21 protein-coding genes, 1 tRNA gene and 2 pseudogenes are annotated in these 19863 nt (G+C 66.3%); 12 read left to right on the forward strand and 12 right to left on the reverse strand.

The window, feature by feature from the left end; genetic code table 11:
* Window positions 1-201: 201 nt before the first annotated feature.
* A pseudogene (locus ACZYX4_RS01850) lies at window positions 202-756 on the forward strand (alpha/beta fold hydrolase); the annotation flags it as partial.
* A gap of 10 nt (window positions 757-766) precedes the next feature.
* Here ACZYX4_RS01850 and ACZYX4_RS01855 read toward each other — a convergent pair.
* Window positions 767-1924, reverse strand: a complete 1158-nt coding sequence (locus ACZYX4_RS01855; RefSeq protein ID WP_463873256.1) for a glutamate--cysteine ligase — start codon at window positions 1922-1924, stop codon at window positions 767-769.
* A 302-nt stretch (window positions 1925-2226) separates the two neighbouring features.
* Entirely contained in the window at window positions 2227-2781 is a 555-nt protein-coding gene (locus ACZYX4_RS01860; protein ID WP_463873257.1) for a hypothetical protein, read from the reverse strand.
* A gap of 386 nt (window positions 2782-3167) precedes the next feature.
* Between ACZYX4_RS01860 and ACZYX4_RS01865 the strand changes: the two genes are divergently transcribed.
* The 4 genes from ACZYX4_RS01865 to ACZYX4_RS01880 all read left to right on the forward strand — a co-directional run bounded on the left by ACZYX4_RS01865 (window position 3168) and on the right by ACZYX4_RS01880 (window position 5776).
* Window positions 3168-3848, forward strand: coding sequence for a GAF and ANTAR domain-containing protein (locus tag ACZYX4_RS01865; RefSeq protein WP_463873259.1), 681 nt, complete (start codon window positions 3168-3170; stop codon window positions 3846-3848).
* Window positions 3849-3875: 27 nt separating this feature from the next.
* Window positions 3876-4589: a GAF and ANTAR domain-containing protein gene (locus ACZYX4_RS01870; protein ID WP_463873261.1), complete on the forward strand. Its 714-nt coding sequence runs from the start codon at window positions 3876-3878 to the stop codon at window positions 4587-4589.
* A 194-nt stretch (window positions 4590-4783) separates the two neighbouring features.
* On the forward strand, window positions 4784-5263 hold the full coding sequence (locus ACZYX4_RS01875; protein WP_463873262.1) for an SRPBCC family protein: 480 nt from the start codon (window positions 4784-4786) through the stop codon (window positions 5261-5263).
* Between the two features lie 60 nt (window positions 5264-5323).
* Window positions 5324-5776, forward strand: a complete 453-nt coding sequence (locus ACZYX4_RS01880; RefSeq protein ID WP_463873264.1) for a hypothetical protein — start codon at window positions 5324-5326, stop codon at window positions 5774-5776.
* A 74-nt stretch (window positions 5777-5850) separates the two neighbouring features.
* Here the strand turns inward: ACZYX4_RS01880 and ACZYX4_RS01885 are convergent, their stop codons facing one another.
* The 3 genes from ACZYX4_RS01885 to ACZYX4_RS01895 all read right to left on the reverse strand — a co-directional run bounded on the left by ACZYX4_RS01885 (window position 5851) and on the right by ACZYX4_RS01895 (window position 8155).
* A complete protein-coding gene (locus tag ACZYX4_RS01885) occupies window positions 5851-6231 on the reverse strand; it encodes a DUF7793 family protein (RefSeq protein ID WP_463873265.1) in 381 nt (126 codons plus the stop codon).
* A 67-nt stretch (window positions 6232-6298) separates the two neighbouring features.
* Complete coding sequence (locus tag ACZYX4_RS01890) at window positions 6299-6985, reverse strand: HD domain-containing protein (RefSeq protein WP_463873266.1); 687 nt, start codon at window positions 6983-6985, stop codon at window positions 6299-6301.
* A gap of 126 nt (window positions 6986-7111) precedes the next feature.
* Complete coding sequence (locus ACZYX4_RS01895) at window positions 7112-8155, reverse strand: NAD(P)-dependent alcohol dehydrogenase (protein ID WP_463873268.1); 1044 nt, start codon at window positions 8153-8155, stop codon at window positions 7112-7114.
* Between the two features lie 188 nt (window positions 8156-8343).
* Here ACZYX4_RS01895 and ACZYX4_RS01900 point away from each other — a divergent pair.
* Window positions 8344-9204 (forward strand): annotated as a pseudogene (locus ACZYX4_RS01900) (helix-turn-helix transcriptional regulator).
* A gap of 457 nt (window positions 9205-9661) precedes the next feature.
* Window positions 9662-9997 carry a hypothetical protein gene (locus ACZYX4_RS01905; protein WP_463873270.1) on the forward strand — a complete coding sequence of 112 codons (336 nt, stop codon included), beginning with the start codon at window positions 9662-9664 and terminating at the stop codon, window positions 9995-9997.
* Window positions 9998-10019: 22 nt separating this feature from the next.
* On the opposite strand, the gene ACZYX4_RS01910 is transcribed toward ACZYX4_RS01905, so the two are convergent.
* Window positions 10020-10772 (reverse strand): LysR family substrate-binding domain-containing protein, encoded by a 753-nt coding sequence (locus tag ACZYX4_RS01910; RefSeq protein ID WP_463873272.1) that lies wholly within the window; start codon window positions 10770-10772, stop codon window positions 10020-10022.
* 78 nt (window positions 10773-10850) lie between these two features.
* Between ACZYX4_RS01910 and ACZYX4_RS01915 the strand changes: the two genes are divergently transcribed.
* Entirely contained in the window at window positions 10851-11255 is a 405-nt protein-coding gene (locus ACZYX4_RS01915; protein ID WP_463873275.1) for a DUF5997 family protein, read from the forward strand.
* A gap of 53 nt (window positions 11256-11308) precedes the next feature.
* Here ACZYX4_RS01915 and ACZYX4_RS01920 read toward each other — a convergent pair whose 3' ends face one another.
* The gene (locus ACZYX4_RS01920) at window positions 11309-11692 is read right to left on the reverse strand and encodes a VOC family protein (protein WP_463873276.1); all 384 of its coding nucleotides are present in this window, start codon (window positions 11690-11692) and stop codon (window positions 11309-11311) included.
* Window positions 11693-11849: 157 nt separating this feature from the next.
* Here ACZYX4_RS01920 and ACZYX4_RS01925 point away from each other — a divergent pair, with 157 nt between their 5' ends.
* Window positions 11850-12482, forward strand: coding sequence for a hypothetical protein (locus tag ACZYX4_RS01925; RefSeq protein WP_463873278.1), 633 nt, complete (start codon window positions 11850-11852; stop codon window positions 12480-12482).
* Window positions 12483-12576: 94 nt separating this feature from the next.
* Here ACZYX4_RS01925 and ACZYX4_RS01930 read toward each other — a convergent pair whose 3' ends face one another.
* The 4 genes from ACZYX4_RS01930 to ACZYX4_RS01945 form a co-directional block, all read right to left on the reverse strand.
* Window positions 12577-13059, reverse strand: a complete 483-nt coding sequence (locus tag ACZYX4_RS01930) for a pyridoxamine 5'-phosphate oxidase family protein (RefSeq protein ID WP_463873279.1) — start codon at window positions 13057-13059, stop codon at window positions 12577-12579.
* A 122-nt stretch (window positions 13060-13181) separates the two neighbouring features.
* Window positions 13182-14705 carry an APC family permease gene (locus tag ACZYX4_RS01935; RefSeq protein WP_463873280.1) on the reverse strand — a complete coding sequence of 508 codons (1524 nt, stop codon included), beginning with the start codon at window positions 14703-14705 and terminating at the stop codon, window positions 13182-13184.
* Window positions 14702-15616, reverse strand: coding sequence for a universal stress protein (locus ACZYX4_RS01940; protein ID WP_463873282.1), 915 nt, complete (start codon window positions 15614-15616; stop codon window positions 14702-14704). Before ACZYX4_RS01940 ends, ACZYX4_RS01935 begins: the two co-directional genes overlap by 4 nt.
* Window positions 15617-15662: 46 nt before the next feature.
* Window positions 15663-17075 carry a flavin monoamine oxidase family protein gene (locus tag ACZYX4_RS01945; protein ID WP_463873284.1) on the reverse strand — a complete coding sequence of 471 codons (1413 nt, stop codon included), beginning with the start codon at window positions 17073-17075 and terminating at the stop codon, window positions 15663-15665.
* 185 nt (window positions 17076-17260) lie between these two features.
* Here ACZYX4_RS01945 and ACZYX4_RS01950 point away from each other — a divergent pair, with 185 nt between their 5' ends.
* Complete coding sequence (locus ACZYX4_RS01950) at window positions 17261-17950, forward strand: TetR/AcrR family transcriptional regulator (protein WP_463873285.1); 690 nt, start codon at window positions 17261-17263, stop codon at window positions 17948-17950.
* A 205-nt stretch (window positions 17951-18155) separates the two neighbouring features.
* On the opposite strand, the gene ACZYX4_RS01955 is transcribed toward ACZYX4_RS01950, so the two are convergent.
* Window positions 18156-18238 (reverse strand) — tRNA-Leu (locus tag ACZYX4_RS01955).
* 408 nt (window positions 18239-18646) lie between these two features.
* Between ACZYX4_RS01955 and ACZYX4_RS01960 the strand changes: the two genes are divergently transcribed.
* Both ACZYX4_RS01960 and ACZYX4_RS01965 read left to right on the forward strand, forming a co-directional pair.
* Complete coding sequence (locus tag ACZYX4_RS01960) at window positions 18647-19387, forward strand: FhaA domain-containing protein (RefSeq protein WP_463873287.1); 741 nt, start codon at window positions 18647-18649, stop codon at window positions 19385-19387.
* Window positions 19384-19863 carry an FHA domain-containing protein FhaB/FipA gene (locus tag ACZYX4_RS01965; RefSeq protein ID WP_463873289.1) on the forward strand — a complete coding sequence of 160 codons (480 nt, stop codon included), beginning with the start codon at window positions 19384-19386 and terminating at the stop codon, window positions 19861-19863. The genes ACZYX4_RS01960 and ACZYX4_RS01965 overlap by 4 nt, the downstream gene beginning before the upstream one ends.

Raw genomic sequence — 19863 nt, forward strand, 5'->3', positions numbered from 1 at the left:
ACGTTGCCGGCGGCTCGGACGGGCAGACGGTGCTTCTGCCCTCCGGGGGGACGAGGCTGCCGGACATGTACCTGCTGCTGATCGAAGCACTGGAACGCGACTTCCGCGTCCTCGCGCCGGCCTACCCCGCCGGGGCCGGCATCGCCGGACTCGCGGACGGTCTGGCGGCGATCCTCGACGCCGAGGGAGTCAGGCAGGCGGAATGTGCTGGGCTCCTCCTTCGGCGGCTTTGTCGCCCAGGCGTTCGCCCGCCGGCACCCCGAACGAGTGAGGCGCCTCGTACTCGCGAACACCGGGAGCCCGTCAGCAGCCCCGCTGCCTCTACTCCCGCTCCTCGTCCGGTTCCTCGCCCTCCTTCCGGAAAACGCCGTGCGTTCTCTGACCGGCTGGAACTGGCGCCGGTGGTTCGTCCCGGGCTCGCAAGCCGACGCGATGTTCTGGAACAAGCTGCTCACGGACATCCTCAGCCGGCCGGGCAAGAAGGACCTGCTGTCCGCCCTGCGGGAGATGAACGACTTCGCGCATCTGCCTGCCACAGGAGCACATGGGGCGCCCGCCCTCACGGCCTTGCCGGCGCGGGTACTGCTGATCGAATCGGAGCGGGACGAAGCGTTCTCACCCCAGGCCCGTGCGGGTCGCAGGGCCCTCTATCCCGGGGCGGAGGTCCAGCTGTTCGCGGGCGCCGGCCACGGTGTGATGGCAACCCGGGCCGCGGAGTACATCGACGCCGTGCGGGAGTTCCTGCGCAGACCCTGACTTTGGTTCCTCAGCCGGAGATGGTGGCCAAACCGCGGAACGTTCCGCCGGGCGGGAAGTGGTCGGCGCGTTCCTGGTGGGTGAGGCCGGTGGCGTGGGCGACGACGTCGGCGAGTCTGCCGCTCTGGGCGAAGGCTTCCCGCTGTCGGGTGGCACCCGTGCCGGTAGTGAGGATCCTTTGCAGTGACTCCGTCACGAAGGCGGCGTCCCCTGCCTCGTCGAGGGCGTCCCGGACATGGCCGTGGAGTGCGGCGAAGACATTTCTTGCGGAGACCGGCCGGTGCAGTACCGGGTGGAGGAGCTCCCCCTCCGTGCCCCAACGGCTTGCGCGCCAGGCTCCCTGGCGAAGGATCGCGGCGGGAACCATGTCTGGCGGCTGTCCGGCCTCCCATTCCCGGGCGGCGGTCTCCACCAGGGCCCGGACCAACGCGGCAATCAGTGCGGCGTCGCGGGCGTCAAGACAGACATCTGCCACGCGGATCTCGACGGTCGGGTGCCGGCTGGACAGGCGCGCGTCAAAGTCCGGGCTGGTGATTACTCCGGTGTCGGACAGCTTTTCCACCAGCGAGTGGTAGGCCTGTGCCGATCCGAAGACATCCGTTGGCCCGGCAGTGGACCACCGGTTCCATGCCTGGGTGCGGAAGCTGGCGTAGCCGCTGTCTATGCCGTTCCAGAACGGGGAGTTTGAGCTCAATGCTATGAGCGGCGGCAGCCAGGACCTGATCCGGTCCAGGACCGCGACGCCTTCCTCATCGGAGCCCACGGAGACATGGACATGGAACCCGCAGGTCAGCTGCTCGCGGGCCGTCAGAGCGAACTTTTCCATCAACGCGTCATAACGGTCGTTGCTCGTCGGGTGCGGTGTGACCGCCAGCGGGGACGTGGCGAGGGCAGCGATCCTCGCGCCCGCTTTACGGGCAAGCGAGTCGGCATGGGCCCGGCCCGACCTTATCTCGGCCGCAAGTCCGCTCAGGCTGTAATGCGGGTGGGTGATGACTTCGAGCTGTTCCTGGTGCAGCTCGGCTGCCAGCATCTGGAGAGGCGCCGGGTGGTCCATGGCCTGGTGGGCGGGTTCATGCAGGCGCAGCATCTCTCCGGCCAGGGGCAGGGGGTACCCGCTGTCGGGATCCACGATCAGGAATTCTTCTTCAACACCAAAAGTACGCACAAGCTAAGTGTGACGGACATAAGGGACCCGCGGCGACCACGAGTCAGTATCCGCGCGCAGGGACGAACCGTGGCCCAGCCGGATGCACCGCACCACGGGATGGAAGTAGACCGGCAAGGGCACTTCCGCGCTGAGGGCGGCGGTAAACGTTGTGTGCCCGTGGCGTGTCACGGGAATGCCGAACCGGCCATCTTTCAGAGCGCGCTCCAGTGCTGCGTCCACTGCGGCGTTCAGGTTACATTCAATGAGATATGGCCCGCTTGCCTCTACGAGAGAGATCCATTCGTCCTCGCCGGGGCTGGTCATTCAGCGGTCCCTGCCGTTTGTTCCCGGGCCGTTTCGCTTTTCGAATCCTGTTCCTCGACCGAAGCAGCCCGGAGTAGCAATTCGCGTGAAGCAATTTCGATTCCCAGGGCAGTCGAGGCAAGATCCTCCAGGGCGTCCTGAATCCACACCACGGCAGTCTCGTCGGCTGGTTCAACTGCTTCTTCGGAGGACTGGGCTGCCCTTAACAACGAGTATCGTGCCACCTTCTTCTTGAGCGTCTCCGCGAGGACTTCGATCTCTGCCAACAGCTGATCCCGCCAGGCTCCAAAATTTTGCACGCTACTGAGGCCTCCGGTGGACGAAGGCTGCTGGTCAAGACCGGGGACCTGTCGCCTCCACAAGGATTCGGCAAGTTCGGCCGCCAGCACCTGTCGTGCCTGGCCCGGCGGCGCCGGTACCTGCGCCACATCATCGGATTGGCCCTGCTGTTCGTTCGCCTTCGTGCGTTGGGGACGCGGATTCTCAATGAGTGCCCCGGAACGATGGAACGGGTGCACGGAAGCGGCGCTATGGTTGGTGTTGCCTGGCATCAGTGGAATCCTCATGGATAGTTCGCCGGATAATGGCGCTACCGGGGTCCAGGGCAACACCCTCACTTTAGCTGAAGTTGAATCAAGACGGTACGACGCATTTTCCCGGAGGTATTGCAATGACGCAACAGGGCGCGCCCGGGGCGGGTCCCTGCAGCCGTGACAGCAGTGCCAGAAAAGGGGAACTGCTGCCGCCATCTGGCTCAAGCTGTGGCAGGCATAAACTGAACCAAACACCTTAGGTTCCATCGCGATTGATGGCACTCCGACCAGGCCGAGGAGGCGCGACCCTATGGCCAGTATTTTGTACCGGACGACTGAGTGGCACGGGTCTCCTCCAGTGGGACGCCTCGGTTTCATGGATTTAACTGGTCCGGTCGCCCGGCATGGCTGATGGCACAGACTCAGCGGCTGAGGGACTTGATCCCGACCTCTGCAGCGGGTTCCTGAAGTCGTTGCCGATCTCCGGTGCCGCGATCTCAGTGTTCGCCGGACTGGCGCCGGAGACAATTGTGTGTGCCAGCGACGCAGTCTCTGCAAGGATCGATGAGCTGCAGTTCGACCTGGGGGAAGGCCCGCGCTGGGAAGCCCTGCAAACCCGCAGACCCGTACTTCTGCCGGATGTGCGCAGGGGGCCGCATGCCGCCTGGCCGGTCTTCGCCAAATCCCTATTGGAGCTGGATGTTGCGGCCATCTTCGTTTTCCCGCTCGCGCTCGGCGCCTTGGATATCGGCGTCGTGGAGCTTTACAGTTCTGACTCCGGCCCCTTGAGCCCGGCAAAGCAGTCCACAGCCCTGCAGCTCGCCGACACCGCGACCTGGCAGCTGCTGCGCCAGCTCCTGACCCTCCCACCCGAAGATGGCTCTTACTCACCGCCGGATGGATCTCCCCTGTCACGGCGCGAGGTACACCAGGCTACCGGGATGGTCCTGGCACAAGCCGGGACGACTGCCCGGGATGCCCTTCTGCTGATGCGGGCGCACGCATTTGCCCATGGACGTACTGTCCGGGAGGTCGCCCGGGACGTGGTCAGCAGAAGCCTTGACTTCACTTCCGGGAGCGGCTGAGTTGGGCGCGTGCAGTAGAATCCGGATATGGCGATGATAAGCCGCGCCGGACGCGTGAGTGCCGCTTTCGTTAAAATTGCGGGCACACTTGTGGCGGACTACGACGTCTTCGACCTCCTCCATACATTGGTGGATGAATCAGTCGGCATTCTTGATGCCGCCGCCGCAGGACTCGTGCTTGTCGATCCGTCCGGAGACCTCCAGGTAATGGCCTCAACGAGCGAGGAAAGCCAGCTGGTGGAAGTCCTGCAGCTCGAGGCTGGTGCGGGTCCGTGCGTGGACTGCTACCGGACCGGAGCCGTGGTAACTATCGATGACATCGCGGCGCAGGGCTCCCAGTGGCCCCTGTTCCAGTCCTCTGCGTTATCACAGGGCTTCCGGTCCCTGCACGCCGTCCCAATGCGCCTGCGCAGCCGGACCATCGGTGCCTTGAATCTCTTTGGCCACGAGGCCGGTCCCCTGACCGCCGATGACGCCGGAATTGCACAGGCTTTCGCTGACGTGGCAACCATCACCCTCCTGCAGGAACGCGCCGCGAGGGAAAGTGCCCTGATCAACGAACAGTTGCAGCGCGCTCTAAGCAGCCGCATCCTGATCGAACAGGCCAAGGGCGTGATCGCGCACACCTCCAGTGTCGACATGAACGCGGCATTCGCGCTGCTGCGCGGCTACGCCCGCGCCCATAACCAGACCATCTACGACACGGCTGACAAGATCATCAACCGCCGAATTACCCTCTGATTCGAAAGCAAGGGTTGTCAGGCTGCGGTGGCCGGGGTGATGGTGACATCGAAGCCGAAGCTGTGGTGTTTGTGATGGCAGTGTTTTTGGCTTTGAGCGGGTCCGGGCGGGCAACGGACTCGGCGGGGGGACTTTCGGACCTGAGGTTCTTGGCGGTGCGGTCGAAGGATTGGGGTTGAACATAGGGGATTGCGATGGAGACCAAGTTGCTGACCGAGCTGCACATCGACGCTCCGGTGGAGACCGTGTACGCGTTCTTGGTGGACATGGAGAACACCAACCGCCTCAAGACCTCGTTGATGGGCGGCACCGTTCAGACGGTGGAGAAGACACCGGACTGGGTCGGCACCACGTACCGGATGTTCCGGCACCTGTTTGGTGGGCTGTACTACGAGGTCAGGGCGCGCAACGTCGAAGCCGTGCCGAACGAGCTCCTCGTGCAGACCACCGAGGGGTGGATCATGAAGCAGCCAATGTCGGGCACCCACGTCCTGCGCATGCGGCCAGAGGGATCCGGGACACACCTGACGATCGAGATCGCGCCGCCGGGAATCGCGCGCATCCCGATGCTCGGCCCCCGCCTGGCAGGCCGGATCGAGAAGGCGATGGCGCGCATGCACAAGCCAATGGACACGGAGATCAAAGAGTTGCTCGAAAGCCACACTGCGGGGTAGTCGACCAACCTCGGCTGACGCAGCGAAACGCCCACCACCGGCGCATGGAAGAATTCACTTATGACTAGCGATAATGATGCTGCCAACCTTCCGGAGTTTATGGACGCACACGGCGCGGACGCCTCGACTGAAGCCGGCCGTGGTTGGGACCATATCGGGGCCATCATTGTCGATGCCACGTTGCAGCGGCGGCAGAACTACCACGAGACCGTCAGGCCGCGCGTTGTTGCTCTGGTTGCGGCATGGCCGGATGCCGCCTCAACCAGCGGATTCCGCCGGCACCTCGATACGGGGAAGCTCTCGGATGTGATCAACTGGCCCTCGCCGGGCCGTCTGGCCCAGGTGGAGGACATCACGTGCGTGCTCGAGCGTCAGGGCATCGAGACGGTCATGGAACTCCGAGCCGCACTCGGTGACCCGGCCAGGAGAACCGTTCTCCGGGAGGCCCTTGCGGGCGTCCGGCATGTCAGTCCCAAAACGCTGGATTACATCGACACCCTGAGCGGAATCTAAGCCCCGCAGCGCCCCGCGGACTATTTTCACCGGCGTCGGAAGCCCATCCCCGGCCCACCGCGGACAGGGAGTACTTAACCCCGACCGTTGACGACGTCCGCCAGCCAGGTGATGGCGGCGTTCCTGGAGGTGAAGAACTCGTGCGGGTACAGGGTGTGCCGGCTCATGGCGGCCGCAACCACGCGGTCCACGGCACTGGATCCGATGACCGCGATGGCCAGCACACCCGTGGTTTGTGCGAACTCGTACCTGGCCGCCGCGCTGATCTCCACATCGGTCATTTCGGAGAGCATCGGCATCGGAGTGCCTCCGCTGATTCGTTCCACGGCCAGCATGGCGTCCTTGGCGTCGTCGACGTCAACAAATGAACCGGGGCGCCAGACGGATTCAATGATCCCCGCGCGCACGCTCAGGGAATTCTTCCCTTCGGCGGCGACAGCTTGTACAGGAATCATTGTGTCATTCTAGGCCTGAGCTGCGACGATGCTCTGCAGCGTGGCCCGGCGCGCTCCAATCAGCGCCTTATTCCCCGCCAGACAGCGCCTGCCGCTGCGGCCACAGCGTCACCGATTCCAGCGCGGACAGTGCCCGGGCCATGGCCTGGGCCTCCGCCGTGAACAGATGCCCGTGGACCCGCTGGCTGCACAGCCGCAGCGCCTGGCCGCGGTCCAGGCCGAACCAGTCCATCACCGTGTCGATGCCGTGCGGGCTGAGCCGCCAGGTCTTATCCGCGTCCTTGACGATCGCATCCTCGATCGAGACCGCCTCACGGCGGGAGTCGTGGCCGTCGATGATGTCCAGGACGGCGGGCACCTTCCCGGCGTCGTACCCGGCCTCGGCGAGAATCCCGGCGGCGAGCCGGGCGCCCTCCTTCTCGTGCAGCAGCACCAGGTCCGGCCTGCCGCCGCCGGGTGCAATCGCCTGCAGAACCTCCGCGGGGGGCACCTGGGACCAGCCGATGTCGTGCAGCATGATCGCGGGGAGGACGACGGCGGCGTCCGCCTCGGGATGCGCCTCCAGCAGGGCCCGGGCCAGGCCGAAGGCGTAGAGCGTGTGGGCGTCGTTGTCGCGGACCGTCAGATACCGCGCCGCAAGATTCCAGATGCCGGCGAGTTCCGGTTCCAGGCCGATGACACCGTCGGTCTCCGCCTGGATCCCGGCGGAAATGTCCAGGCCGGAAAGGTTGGCTTGGGGCTGCAGTTTGGTCATCCTGCCAGCGTGCCCGCCGAACCGGCCGCGGGCAAGGACCGCTTTCCGCCCAGCGGAACCGGCAGGGACCCGGCCGGTTCGCACCGGCCGGGTCCCTCGTCTGGCTCCTTGCCGCGGCCGCGTGGACTAGCTCAGCGTGGAGGTGTCGATCACGAAGCGGTACCGCACGTCGGAGGCCAGCACACGCTCGTAGGCCTCGTTGATCTTCCCGGCCGGGATGACCTCGATCTCGGCGCCCAGCTTGTGCTCGGCGCAGAAGTCGAGCATTTCCTGGGTCTCCCGGATGCCGCCGATCAGCGAGCCGGCGAAAGACCGGCGGCCGCCAATCAGTGAGAAAACGTTGAGGGAGAGCGGCTCCGCCGGGGCGCCGACGTTGACCATGGCGCCGTCGACGGCCAGCAGGGACAGGTAGGCGTTCAGGTCGATCTTAGCGCTGACCGTATTCAGTATCAGGTCGAAGGATCCGGCGAGCTGTTCGAAGGTGGACGGATCGTTGGTGGCGAAGTAGTGGTCCGCGCCCAGGCGCAGGCCGTCCTCCTGCTTCTTCAATGACTGCGACAGCACGGTGACCTCTGCGCCCATTGCGTGCGCGATCTTGACGGCGACGTGGCCCAGCCCGCCGAGGCCGACGATCGCGACCTTCTTGCCGGGGCCGGCGCCCCAGTGGTTCAGCGGCGAGTAGGTAGTGATGCCCGCGCAGAGCAGCGGCGCCGCGACGTCGAGCTCCAGTGCCTCCGGGATCCGCACCACGAAGTCCTCGGTGACCACAACATGCGTGGAGTAGCCGCCCTGGGTGACGGTTCCGTCGCGGTCCACAACACCGTAGGTTCCGATGTTGCCCTTGACGCAGAACTGCTCTTCGCCCTTCAGGCAGTTCACGCATTCGCGGCACGAGTTGACCATGCAGCCGACGCCGACCCGGTCGCCGACGGCGTGCTTGGTGACGGCCGGGCCGACCTCGGTGACGAGGCCGGCGATTTCGTGGCCCGGTGCGAGCGGGTACTGCTGGGGGCCCCAGTCGCCGCGGACGGTGTGGATGTCGGAGTGGCAGATGCCGGCGAACTTGATGTCGATCAGGACGTCGTGCGGGCCGATGTCGCGGCGCTCGATGGTGGTCGGAACGAGGGGTTCCGTCGCGGAGGTGGCGGCGTAAGCGTTTACGGTAAGCATGGATCTCCTGCTTGTGGATGGTGTGGGGGGTGCCCCGGCGTCCGGCACCGGTCAGGTGCGGCCTTTCGGCCCGGTCGTCATCGGGGGCACTATCCATCAAACACTACTCGGCGGCCGGTGAGGGAGTCCCTGCTGTGAGGGGTACTGGCAGGGACTCCCCTACTGCGCCAGCCTCTACCGTTGAAAGTATGGACAACCAGAGCGAGACGCGGGACTTTTTGGCGACCCGGGGGGCGAAAATCACCCGGAATAGGTGGATCTTCCCGTCCACGGCGGCAACCTCCGGTGCCCGGACTGCGCCGGGGCGAGGTCGGCATGCTGGCCGGGGTCAGTGTCGAGTATTACACCCGGCTGGAACGGGGAAACCTCTCCTGGGTCTCCGAGGGAGTCCTGGAAGCCCTGGCGCGGGCGCTGCAGCTGGATGAGGCGGAACAGGCCCACCTGTTCGATCTGGCCCGGGCCGCCAGCACCAGCCGCAAACCGCAGCGCCGACGCCCCGCCACCCAGCCCGGCTACGCGCTGTATTCCGAGATGTACGCCAGCCCGGTCCGGCCGGCCAACCACGCCCGTTCATCTTCCTGGACAACCGTTCCTACGGGTTCTACCCGGACTGGGAGCGCGCCGCGAATGACACGGTGGCGATCCTGCGGACCGAGGCCGGCCGTGACCCCTTCGACCGTGGCCTGACCGACCTCGTCGGGGAACTTTCCACGCGCAGTGAGGAGTTCCGCACCCGGTGGGCGGCCCACAACGTGCGCCAGCATTACACCGGACTCAAGCAATTCCGGCACCCCGCGGTCGGGGACCTCCGTCTCATGTACGAGGGCCTGGATCTCGCGGCCGACGCCGGGCTGTCGCTCCTCGTCTACACCGCCGAGCCCGGTTCTCCCACCGGGGACGCGCTGCGGCTGCTGGCCAGCTGGGCCTCGACCCAACAGCCGGAGACGCAGCAGCCGCATCCCCCGGCGGCTGCCCGACCAGGTCCAGCACCGCTGCAGCAGCAACGACGCCGAGGGCATCGGGGCCACGGGGTGCATCAGATGCCATAGCCCACACGACAGCCTGGAGACCGTGCCTCTAGGTCGGAGCCGAGCCTGTAGAGGCCCAGGACCAAGCCGCGGCGGGCCGGCCCTTGCCCGTGGGCGCGGCCGGCGCCCTGCCCACGAGGTGTTCGTACTCCGGCTCTCGCCTCGGTTCTGGCCAGGTGGTCACAGGATCCTCGAGCCCAACTGCGGCGTGGAAGAACCCGCCCAGAAAGATGAATGAAATGACCAGGGCCGGCCCGGCGGCGCCATCCGGCTCCGCCCCACGCGGCGGACATAGCCGGTTTCCGCGGCAGTTTCGGACGGGCGCGGCGCGGATCCGGGGTGCGCGCGTCCGATTGCGCCGCGGAATCGTCGGTGATCAGTTCCCGGTCCGGGCCGGGGGAAGGTCGCGCGTGGCGTCCTGCAGGTTTTCGGCGTCCGGGGCCAGCTTCCGCTCAGGAGCGCTTGTTAGAATGGTTGGATGAAACTCCGCCTCGCCGCCCTGTCCGCTGCCACCCTCATGATTGCCCTGACGGGCTGCGGGCAGGTGCAGGACGCCGCGAACAAGGCCGTCAGCGACGGCGCCTCCCAGGTTGCCACGGCGGCCGGCAGCGAAGTGAAGAAGCAGGCCTGCACGCTCGTCGAGGACGGGCTGGTCAGCGTCAAGGACAAGGAACTGCTGGGCGGCCTGGCCGCCGGTGCCGAGACCGCGGGTGTTCCCGCCGAGATCACCACCCCACTGCGCCAGATCGCCGAGTCCGGCGACCAGGTTCCGGGCGATGCCGTCAAGGCCCTGCAGGACGCCTGCACCCAGTAGCCCGTCCGGGTGGAGCAGCGTCCTAGCGTTTGCCCTTTTTCCGTGATCCCTTGCCGCGGCCCTTGTCCGGGTTGGGCGCGTAGCGCTGCGCCACCTTGGGCTTCTTGACCGCTGGACCGCGCCGGTCCGGCTTCGGTTCCTTCTTGGGCTTTTCCTGCTGGGCGGAGGGCTGGCGGGAGCTCGCCGCGGTGCGGCCGCGGACAATCCCGATAAACTCCTCGATCACCTCGTCCGTGCTCTCGCTGGGCCATGCCAGGGCGATTTCCGTCGTCGGGGCCCCGGTCAGCTGGCGGGCCACGGTTCCTTTGACGTTAAAGTGGCGGGCCACGGACATCGGCAGGATCACCAGGCCGGCTCCGGAGGCCACCACCTGCAGGGCCATTTCCGCTCCGCCGAGTTCGGCGACGTCCAGGAACGTCTCCTCGGACAGGTCGGCGAAGGCCACCTCCTCGAACACGGAGATCTCGTGTCCTTTAGGTGCAACCACCACGGATTGTTCCTCGTACAGGGGGATGACGCTCAGGCCTTCGGGGTCCACCGGCAGCCGGACGAAGCTCAGGTCTGCGGAACCGTCGCGCAGCACGCTGAGCTGTGCGCCGTCGTCGGACATAAAGGAATGCAGCGGAACATCCGGCATCCGCTCTTCCCAGCGCCTGGTCCACTTGCCGGGCGTCACGCCGGCCACGTAAGCGAACCGCAGCTCCCGCGGTGCTGCTTCGGCCGGGACGGCGGCGGTTTCGTCGGGGGTCTGGGGTGTTTCTTCTGCTGCGGACACATGTTCACAGTACCGCCCGGGCTGGCACGGAGTTTAGTGCCGGTGCCCGGCCCGCCGCTGGCCGGATACCCTTGAAGCATGACCTCTGCAAACTCCCAGTCCATGAAGCCGGCCACCGTTGCCAAGAAGCTTGGCATCTACCTGCCCGCAACACCCCAGGAGTTCCAGGATTCGGTCATCACCCGCGCCGACTTCGCGGAGCTCCAGGCCAACCCGCCGGAGTGGCTCGCCGAACTGCGCCGCAACGGCCCGCACCCCCGCCCGGTGGTCGCGCAGAAGCTCAACGTCTCCATCAGCGGCCTGGCCCGCGGCGGCGTGGAGGAAGCGCTGACGACGGCCGAAATCACCGCGCTGCTGCAGGCTCCCCCGGCATGGCTGGTCGCCGAACGCTCCACCCACGCCGCCGTCCGCGCCGAGGCCCAGCGGGTCAAGGACGAGGCTGCGAAGAAGGACACCAAGAAGGCACACACCGCGGCCGAGTAGCGCCTCTGCCGTCCGGGCACGCTCCCGATCCCTGCGGGGGGGTGGGCCCGGGCTCAGTCCTGGTGGAGCTGGACGAAGTTGCCGCACCCGTCGTCGAACACCGCCGTGGTGCCGCCGGGACCGTCGGATGGTTCGGCCTGGAATATCACACCCTTGCCCGCGAGCCGCTTGTACTCCGCCGGGACATCCGTCACGCCCAGGACGATCGCGGGCATCCCGGCGTCGTGGAGTGCATTCATGTAGGTGGACCCGACCGGGTTGTCGCTGGGCTCCAGCAGAAGCCCGACGGATCCGCCGCCGGAGGCGGCCGGGTCCTTCACGATGTACAGGTTGTGTTCCGGCATGGCCATGAGGCTCTCAAAGCCCAAAGTCCCTGTGTAGAACTCGAAAGCGGCGGCGGGGTCCTTGACGTGAATGCTGCACATTTTCAGTCGCATGGCACCTAGGCTACGTCGGGACTGACCCCGCTGTGAACCGGACGCCCCGCGCCGGGCGCCCGCAAAGTTCCGGGACCATTGACGGCCCGCCTCCAATGGATTCCAATGGAATCAGCGGAACCGCGCCCGTCCGGGCCGGATCCCTGGAGGTGTCGTAATGCCGTCCCTGTTCGAACCCGCCCCCTTCGCGCTGTGGCAGTTGTTTGCCTTGGCTGTCGTCGTCGTGTGCGCGTCGGGAGCCTCGGTTTATCTCGTCCGCAAGCATGTGGCCGCCGACGGCGACGGCTTGCCGGATGCCGTGTTCTGGGACGTCTTCGCCGGGCTCGCCATCGTGGCGCCGGCCGTGATCCTCCCCGCTCTGGCGGCACCGTGGGCCGGCCTGCTGCTTGGCGTTCTCGCCATCGCCGCTGCTGCCGCCTCCTATTTCTGGACTCCCCGGGTCTTCAGCCGGCGCGAGGCCCGGCGGGCCTCCCGGGACATTGCGGCCAGCTATGAGGTGGCCGCGGCCCGGCACCGCAGCGCCCTGGCCCGGTGGCAGCGCTACGAACTGGACCCCGCTCACAGCATCGACTACCCCGCCATGAGTGACCCGCGGCAGCCGGAGACGGCGGCCCTGATCCGGGCGATGAAGGCCGCGCAGCGGCTCCGCGGCGGGACGGACGCCGGGTATGCCCCGGCGGTCGCCCGGCTGGAGCAGGCGCTCACCGACGCCGAACGGGCAGCCGGCGTCGGTCAGGTCACACCGAGGCGCCCCGCCGGACGTCCCACCTCGGACCCGGCGCACGGCTGACCCGCCGTCCGGCTCCCCGGTGCTGACCTCGTCAAGGCCTTCAACACCACGTTCGCGGGACCGCTGACGGCCGGGGCGAGGGGCGGCGCAGTTCCTAGAGTGCGACTGTGCCGCTTTCCCCCACGTTCATCGCGCTGTGCGTGACCTTGGATTTGACCCACTGCAGCACCGTCGCGGCAGTCCCGCCCGGGCTGGTCCAGTATTCGGCGGAGTCGGAATCGACGTGCAGCAGGACCACCTCCGGGGTGTCCGGGCCGTCCGGGAACCAGGCCTCGACCACCTGGTTCCAGAGCTCGTGGATCTTCTGGCGGTCGGTGACGACTTCAGCCGTTCCGGCCACCGACACCCATTCCGTGCCTTTGCCGAAGGAGACGTTGACACCCGGGTGCGCCCGGACATGGGCCACCTGGGAGGTGGTGGCGGACGTGAAGAACCACATGTCGCCGTCGTCCAACACATCCTGGACGGCGAGCGGCCGGCTGACCAGTACACCTTCTGCGTTGACGGTGGTGAACATCCCGATCCGCGAATCGTTGATGATGTCCGTAACTTTGCTGATGTTTTCTGCGTCCGACATGCTGCCACCTCGTTTTGGTTCCGAACGGGGGAAGGTCCCCCTCCCGCCAGCCTATTGGTGAGTCTGCTTACTTTCCAATGGCTGCCGGAAGGAGGACCTTCCCGGTGTGGTGGGGCGCGGGCCTAGTACCCTGTGGGCAGGACCTTGCCCTTGAAGAACTCCGGGCGGATTTTGGACATGACCAGCATGAGCACCACGCCCAGCAGGATCACGCCCATGCCCAGGATGAACACGAGGCCAACGCCGCCCACGGATGATCCGGAACCGTACGCCGGGTCCATGGAGTCATAGGCGGTCTTGAAGAACATCACCAGCAGGATGACGCCGCCCAGGAGCGGGGCGAGGAATTTGAAGAAGAATGCCCGTGCCCCGCTGAAGGCCTCGCTCCGGAAGAACCAGACGCAGGCCAGGGCAGTGATGCCGTAGTAGAAGCAGATCATCATGCCGAGCGCCGTGATGGTGTCCCACAACGCGTTCTCGGACGTGGTCCGGGTGATCACATAGAACCCCGCCGCGGCGATGGCCGCCGCGATCGTGGCGTAACTCGGGGACTTGAAGGTAGGACTGATCCGGCCGAACTTGGCCGGCAGCGCCTTGTAGTGGCCCATCGCCAGCAGCGTCCGGGCCGGTGAGACGAACGTCGACTGCAGGGAAGCGGCCGAGCTGCTGAGGATGGACAGGGACATCAGAATGGCAAACGGGCCCATGACAGGGCCGGCGAGGACGGCGAAGATGCTGCCCTGGTTTTCCGGGTTTCCGGCGCCCAGGCCTTCCTGGCCAACGCCGGCGTACGCGAGGGTGGCCAGGGCGACGGTCATGTAGATGATCACGATGACGAGCACGGTGACGGTGGCCGCGCGGCCCGGGGTCTTCTCCGGGTTGCGGGTTTCCTCGTTCATGGTCAGGGTGACGTCCCAGCCCCAGTAGATGAAGATCGAGAGGGAGACGCCGGCGGCGAAGGCAGAGAAGGATTCGACAGCGAACGGGTTGAACCAGTCGGGGGTGATGGCGGTGGCATCGAACGCTGTGCCGTTGGCGACGTGGCTGAAAGCTGCGACAGCGAACCAGCCGAGCACGAAGAGCTGGAACGCGACCAGCACGTACTGCACGCCCTTGGTGGTTTCCATGCCGCGGTAGGAGATCCAGCAGGCCAGCGTAATGAATACCAGTGTGGTGGCGATGTTCAGCGGCAGGTTCAGGGTCAGGTCAGCCAGTTCGGGGTTGCCGAACAGCTGGGCCAGCATGAGGTAGAAGAAGTCCACGGCCACGGCGGCCAGGTTGGACAACACAATGATCGTCGCGGCGATCAGCCCCCAGCCGCCCATCCAGCCGATCCAGGGGCCGAAGGCGCGCGAGGCCCACGTGAAGGAGGTTCCGGCGTCGGGCATGGCGTTGTTCAGTTCCCGGTAGCCGAACGCAACGAGCAGCATCGGAATGAAGCCCACCAGGAAGATGGCCGGTAGCTGGACCCCGACTACGGCGACTGTAGGGCCCAGCGCCGCGGTCAGCGTATAGGCCGGGGCAATACAGGACACACCGATGACGACGGCGCCGAGCAGGCCTACCGATCCGGCTTTGAGGCCCTTGGCGCTCAGTCCTGCGTGGGTGTCGTGCGAGGCCTTGGCCGTCACGCGTTCGGTGCTCATTGGGGTGCCTCTCCGGACATGTCATTCGACGTTGAATGGTTCTGGTGCTTGATTTCGTATCCGCTGGGAACCACGAGCATCGGCACAGGCAGGGCGCGCAGGATCCGGTTGGCCGTGCTGCCCAGGAAGATGGAACGGCCCTGGGCCAGTCGGCTCGAACCGATGACCAGAACCTCGCCGCCTTCCCAGTCGAGGCCGTCCACGGCCTCTTCGATGCTCCGGCCCTGTGCGACGACGACCTCCGTCTTTGCCACCAGCTGGACGCCCTCCGGGCTGACCGGCGCAGCTGCCGCGACGGTCTTCTCCGCGTACTCCCGGGCGGCCCCAGCCGCCGCGGCAGGGTCGCCGCCGTCGAGGGCAAGCAGTGACACCACCCGCAACGGGACCGCCCGCTTCGCCGCCATGCCGATGGCGAAGTCGAGCAGCTTCTCGGCTCCCGCCCGGGTTCCGAGTCCGCAACTGATCCGGGTCAGGGCATCCTGGTGGTCGTAGCCGTGGGGCGCCAGGGCCACCGGAACGGTGGACGCGTGAAGGAGTGCACTGGCCACCGAACCGATGGTGAACCGTTTGAACAGGCCGGTCCTGGTGGCCCCGATGACCAGGACGTCCGCCCCGAGGTCCTCGGCCGCCTCGATCAGCGTCCGGGCGTCCGAGTCACCGCTGCGGATGTGTGCCTGCGCCGGAACGTCGGCCGGAACGAGGGCCAAGGCCTCATCGAGCCATTCGCGCGCCTGCTTGTTCAGAAGGTTCTCGAAGCCTGCCTTGGGTGCATGGGCGGCGCCGAACTGCTGGACTTCGGGCACCACCAGGACGAGATCCAGGCTGGCACCGCGGCCTCGTGCCAGCGATACGGCCAGATTAACGGCATCGTGGCCTCTGGCATTGGCTGAATACCCCACTATGTAACGCAACTGGCCGTTCCTTTCTGAACTGCTGGGGTTGGGTGGGAGGTCCGGGCTAAGGGGAAGCCAGGGCGGTGCGGTCTGCGGCCGCGACGATCCGGGCCGCCGTCTGGCGTCCCATCCGGACCGCGCCGTCGACGTGCTGGTAGCCCTCGGCAGCGAGGTCCGAGGAGGACCAGTAGATCGGGCCGACCGGGGCGTGCTGGTCCTTGCCGTAGCGGTGCAGTCCCCCGAGGTCGTAGCTGGAGGCATAGGCGCCGCGGGTCCACTCCTCGGCGCCCCAGTCCGACTCGTAGTAGACCTCCGGTTCGAGGGCCTTGTCCCCCAGGAATCCGGCGATCGATTCGAGGATGGAGCGGCGGCGTTCCTCGGCGCTGAGCTCGAACATGGCATCGGCCTTCTCGTCCGAGACGAAGCCAACCAGGGTGCCGCGGGGGTCGTCGTGGTTGGTGTTGTCGTAGATCTCCTGGACCAGGGCGTCGGCGCCGAAGCAGGTTCCGGAGAGGCCGTCCTCGCGCCAGAACGGGGTGCTGTAGACGGCGTGCACCTTGATGACGAGGCCGAGTGACTGGTGCTGGTGCATCTGGTGCTGGCGGCGCGGCAGTGGCGGGTTGAAGGAGACCCGGGAGTAGAGGTTCGGCGGCACGGCCATGATCACGAAGCGCGCATTCACGGTGGCGCGCTCCGAGACAGCGGTCACCCGCTGGCCGGCCGTGTTTTCGTCAGTTCCTCCTGCGGAGGATGGCGCCCAGTTGATGGTGCGCACCGGACTGTCCAGCACGACGTCGTTACCCAGTTCCGCGGCGAGCCGCTCGGAGAGCTGCTGCATCCCGCCGACGACGCGCTTGTCCAGGATGAAGTCCTCATCGGTGAGGTTGCTGAAGGATCCGGCCGAGGCAGCCATCAGCACGGCCTGCAGGGCCGAGAACGCATGGGCCGGTTTGGTCAGCATGCCGCCGGCAATGAAGAGCCCGATGTTGTTGCAGGCTTCCTCGTCCGGGGATTTCTCCCGCAGCCAGTGGTGGAAGGAGATGGTGTCCAGCTCGCGGGCTTTGGGGTGGGCCCACGGCTCGGTGGGGCCGATTTCGGCGGCGAGGGAATCCAGCAGGGCGGTGAGCTTGTCCATTTCGGCGGCAGTGGTTTCGCTGACCGGGAAGGTGTCGCCCGTGTAGAGGGTGCGTTTGCCGTCGGATCCGATGTAGACGGATTTGCCGTCGCGGTAACGGGAATAAGTCTGAAGGGCGAGCTCGTCGAGGAGCGCCAGCAGTTCCGTCTGGTCCGGGGAGACCCACTGGCCGCCGATTTCCAGCATGGCGCCGTCAATCGTGTCGGTCCAGGTGCGGCCGCCGACACGGTCGCGCGCCTCCAGGACGGCCACGCTCAGGCCGGCCTTCTTCAGTTCCCGGGCTGCGGTCAGCCCGGCGGGGCCAGCTCCGACGATGACGACGTCGCGGTCAAGATCCAGCATGGTGTCCTCTCCGTGGCCGCTGTAGTGATGCGGACCACTAAATGAATGCCGTTCATTTAGGAAATACTATAGACCCTTCCGCGGCGTCAGGGAAGACCCCTGCCCAACAAATTCGCCGGGAAAGTGCCCGTAAAGTAGGGGTCACAATGGGAGCAACCACGACATCGACCGCAGAAAGGCCAGCCATGCCGGCATCAACCAGCGCCCCTGCAGATCCACACCGCCCCGACGCGAAACCGCGCCGCCGGGCGGGCAGGCCCGCTGCCGCCGTCCTCGACCAGGACGGCATTACGGCGGCGGCGCTGCAGCTCATCGGGAAGAGCGGCTATGACGGTTTCACGATGGCTGCCCTGGCGCGGACGCTGAACGTGGCGCCGTCGGCCCTGTATAACCATGTCTCCTCAAAACGCGATGTGCTGGTGCTGGTCCAGGACCACCTGACGTCTCTTGTTGATGTGTCTACCTTCGAGGCCGAACCGTGGGACCAGGCGGTACGCAGTTGGGCCTGGAGTTACCGCGACGTGTTCTCCAAGCACACGCCGCTGATCCCGGTGATCGCCGTACTCCCGGTGACCGACGCACCCAAAACGCTGGCCATGTATGAGGCCGTCAGCGCCGGGTTCAGCCGCGCGGGTTTCCCGCAGGGAATGATCATTTCTGCGATCGTGGCGCTGGAGTCCTTTGTCTTTGGCTCCGCATATGACGTCACGGCGCCAGCCGACATTTTTGACTCCGGCAGCATGGCGGACTCGACGCCGAACTTCACCGCGGCCGTCAAGCAACAGGACCTGGAGGGCTACGAAAGACCAGCCGACGTCGCCTTCAACCTGGGCCTGGAGGCGATGATCGCGCGCTTCGGGACGCTCCGCAGCTGACCGCTGGCCGGGACCTCCCGCGCGCCACCACCACCACCAAAGCAACGCGGGGTCACTTCCGGCCCATAATCGCCTCCGGGATGGGCGTGGAGTGACCCCGCGTTGCCCGGTCCGGGCATCCTTGGCGGCGGGGGAGAGCCTGCGCCAGCACTGCGGGGTTAAACGAAAGAACCCCGGTCCGAAGACCGGGGTTCTTACATTTGCGTGCGCGAGGGGGGATTTGAACCCCCACGCCCTTTCGGACACTGGCACCTGAAGCCAGCGCGTCTGCCGTTCCGCCACTCGCGCGCAACTTCTTCCACGTAGTTATCCGTCCAGAATCTGGCCGTGAACCTCGTGAAAGCAGCGAGATCAAGCATAACGGACAACTGCGGGAAAACACCAATCGGCCTCCGGAGGGGACAAGTCAGGACGTTCTGCGCCGGACGTCCGGGCGCCGGCAACACCCGGACGGGAACCTCACCGCACCACCTGGACGGCGTCTCCGCCCGGCACAGCGAACCGATGTCAGTGCACGTCAGGGCCGGTCCGGCGCAGTTTCCCGGCGGGGAGTGGCGACGCCCATTAAGGCCATTCCCAGACTCGCCCCGTAGTATCTGATGTAGGAATGCCCGTTAACAGCGGGCTCCCGCAGATGTGGGAAACAGAGTTCCGGAACGAACGCTGCCCTGCAGCCGTCACGAAAGGAGAAGGACCATGGGATTGCTGGACAAAGTCGAGCGCGGCATCGAAAAGGCCGTCCGCGGAGTCTTCTCCACCGGTTCTCGCGCCCAGGTCGAGCCTGTCGAGATCGCCAGCCACCTCCGCCGCGAGGTCGACAACAAGGCCATCACCATCGCCGCGGGACGGACCCTCGCCCCCAACGTCTTCGACGTCCTCCTCAGTGATGACGACTTTCTGCGTGCCCAGGAATGGGGCACCCCGCTGGCTGAAGAACTCTGCGACGTGGTCATCAACCACGTGCGCAGCCAGGGCTACACCCTCCAAGGTCCCGTCCGGATCAGTTTCTGCCGTGACGGAGACCGCCGCGCCGGCGACTTCGAGATCAAGTCCCGGACCGAAAAGACCTCCTCCCCCGCCCAACCGGGCACGCACACCGGAACGCCTGCCGCGCCGACGCGCCAGCCCTCCCGGATGCAGCCCGTGCTGGACATCGACGGGCAGCGCTACTCCCTGAACGCGTCGGCAATCGTGCTGGGACGCTCCTCCGACGCAGACATCCTTATTGACGACACCGGCGTTTCCCGCCGCCATCTGGAAATCCGGACGGGCCCGGGCACTGCCCAGGCCGTGGATCTGGGCTCCACGAACGGCAGTTACGTTAACGGCCACAAGATCGTGGGCTCCTCGGAACTCACCGACGGCTCCACGATCACAATGGGACGGACCAAGATCATCTTCCGACTTTTGCCCGCCAGCCCAGGCGGCCGCCAATGAGCGAACTGACCATCACGGCCCTGCGCTTCGGTTTCCTCCTGCTCCTGTGGGTGCTGATTTTCAGCATCGTTGCCGCTATGCGCCGCGACCTCATGGTCGGACGCAAGGCAGCAGCGGGCGCCCCTACGGCGCGGCAGGTCCGCAAGAACCCTGCCTTGGCCGAAACGGCTGCCCCCGTCAAGCAGCAGCCCCGCCGGCTGGTCGTGACCGAGGGCCCGCTCAAGGGCACCACGATCCCGCTGGCGGCAAGCCCCATCCTGCTGGGCCGCGCACAAGAAGCCACCCTGGTGCTGGAGGACGACTATGCCTCGGGGCGGCACGCCCGCCTGTTCCCGCAGGGCAGCCGCTGGTTCATCGAGGATCTTGGCTCGACCAACGGCACCTATCTGGCCGACCAGCAGCTCACCAGGGCACTGCCCGTAGAGCTGGGTGTTCCCGTGAGAATCGGCAAGACGGTCATTGAATTGAGGCCATAG

Source organism: Pseudarthrobacter leeuwenhoeki (assembly GCF_055412885.1).

Coding starts and splice junctions, on each gene's coding strand:
- ACZYX4_RS01860 (WP_463873257.1), bottom strand. CDS start 2,781: ATGCCAGGCAACACCAACCATAGCGCCGCTTCCGTGCACCCGTTCCAT.
- ACZYX4_RS01865 (WP_463873259.1), top strand. CDS start 3,168: ATGGCTGATGGCACAGACTCAGCGGCTGAGGGACTTGATCCCGACCTC.
- ACZYX4_RS01870 (WP_463873261.1), top strand. CDS start 3,876: ATGGCGATGATAAGCCGCGCCGGACGCGTGAGTGCCGCTTTCGTTAAA.
- ACZYX4_RS01875 (WP_463873262.1), top strand. CDS start 4,784: ATGGAGACCAAGTTGCTGACCGAGCTGCACATCGACGCTCCGGTGGAG.
- ACZYX4_RS01880 (WP_463873264.1), top strand. CDS start 5,324: ATGACTAGCGATAATGATGCTGCCAACCTTCCGGAGTTTATGGACGCA.
- ACZYX4_RS01885 (WP_463873265.1), bottom strand. CDS start 6,231: ATGATTCCTGTACAAGCTGTCGCCGCCGAAGGGAAGAATTCCCTGAGC.
- ACZYX4_RS01890 (WP_463873266.1), bottom strand. CDS start 6,985: ATGACCAAACTGCAGCCCCAAGCCAACCTTTCCGGCCTGGACATTTCC.
- ACZYX4_RS01895 (WP_463873268.1), bottom strand. CDS start 8,155: ATGCTTACCGTAAACGCTTACGCCGCCACCTCCGCGACGGAACCCCTC.
- ACZYX4_RS01905 (WP_463873270.1), top strand. CDS start 9,662: ATGAAACTCCGCCTCGCCGCCCTGTCCGCTGCCACCCTCATGATTGCC.
- ACZYX4_RS01915 (WP_463873275.1), top strand. CDS start 10,851: ATGACCTCTGCAAACTCCCAGTCCATGAAGCCGGCCACCGTTGCCAAG.
- ACZYX4_RS01920 (WP_463873276.1), bottom strand. CDS start 11,692: ATGCGACTGAAAATGTGCAGCATTCACGTCAAGGACCCCGCCGCCGCT.
- ACZYX4_RS01925 (WP_463873278.1), top strand. CDS start 11,850: ATGCCGTCCCTGTTCGAACCCGCCCCCTTCGCGCTGTGGCAGTTGTTT.
- ACZYX4_RS01930 (WP_463873279.1), bottom strand. CDS start 13,059: ATGTCGGACGCAGAAAACATCAGCAAAGTTACGGACATCATCAACGAT.
- ACZYX4_RS01935 (WP_463873280.1), bottom strand. CDS start 14,705: ATGAGCACCGAACGCGTGACGGCCAAGGCCTCGCACGACACCCACGCA.
- ACZYX4_RS01945 (WP_463873284.1), bottom strand. CDS start 17,075: ATGCTGGATCTTGACCGCGACGTCGTCATCGTCGGAGCTGGCCCCGCC.
- ACZYX4_RS01950 (WP_463873285.1), top strand. CDS start 17,261: ATGCCGGCATCAACCAGCGCCCCTGCAGATCCACACCGCCCCGACGCG.
- ACZYX4_RS01960 (WP_463873287.1), top strand. CDS start 18,647: ATGGGATTGCTGGACAAAGTCGAGCGCGGCATCGAAAAGGCCGTCCGC.
- ACZYX4_RS01965 (WP_463873289.1), top strand. CDS start 19,384: ATGAGCGAACTGACCATCACGGCCCTGCGCTTCGGTTTCCTCCTGCTC.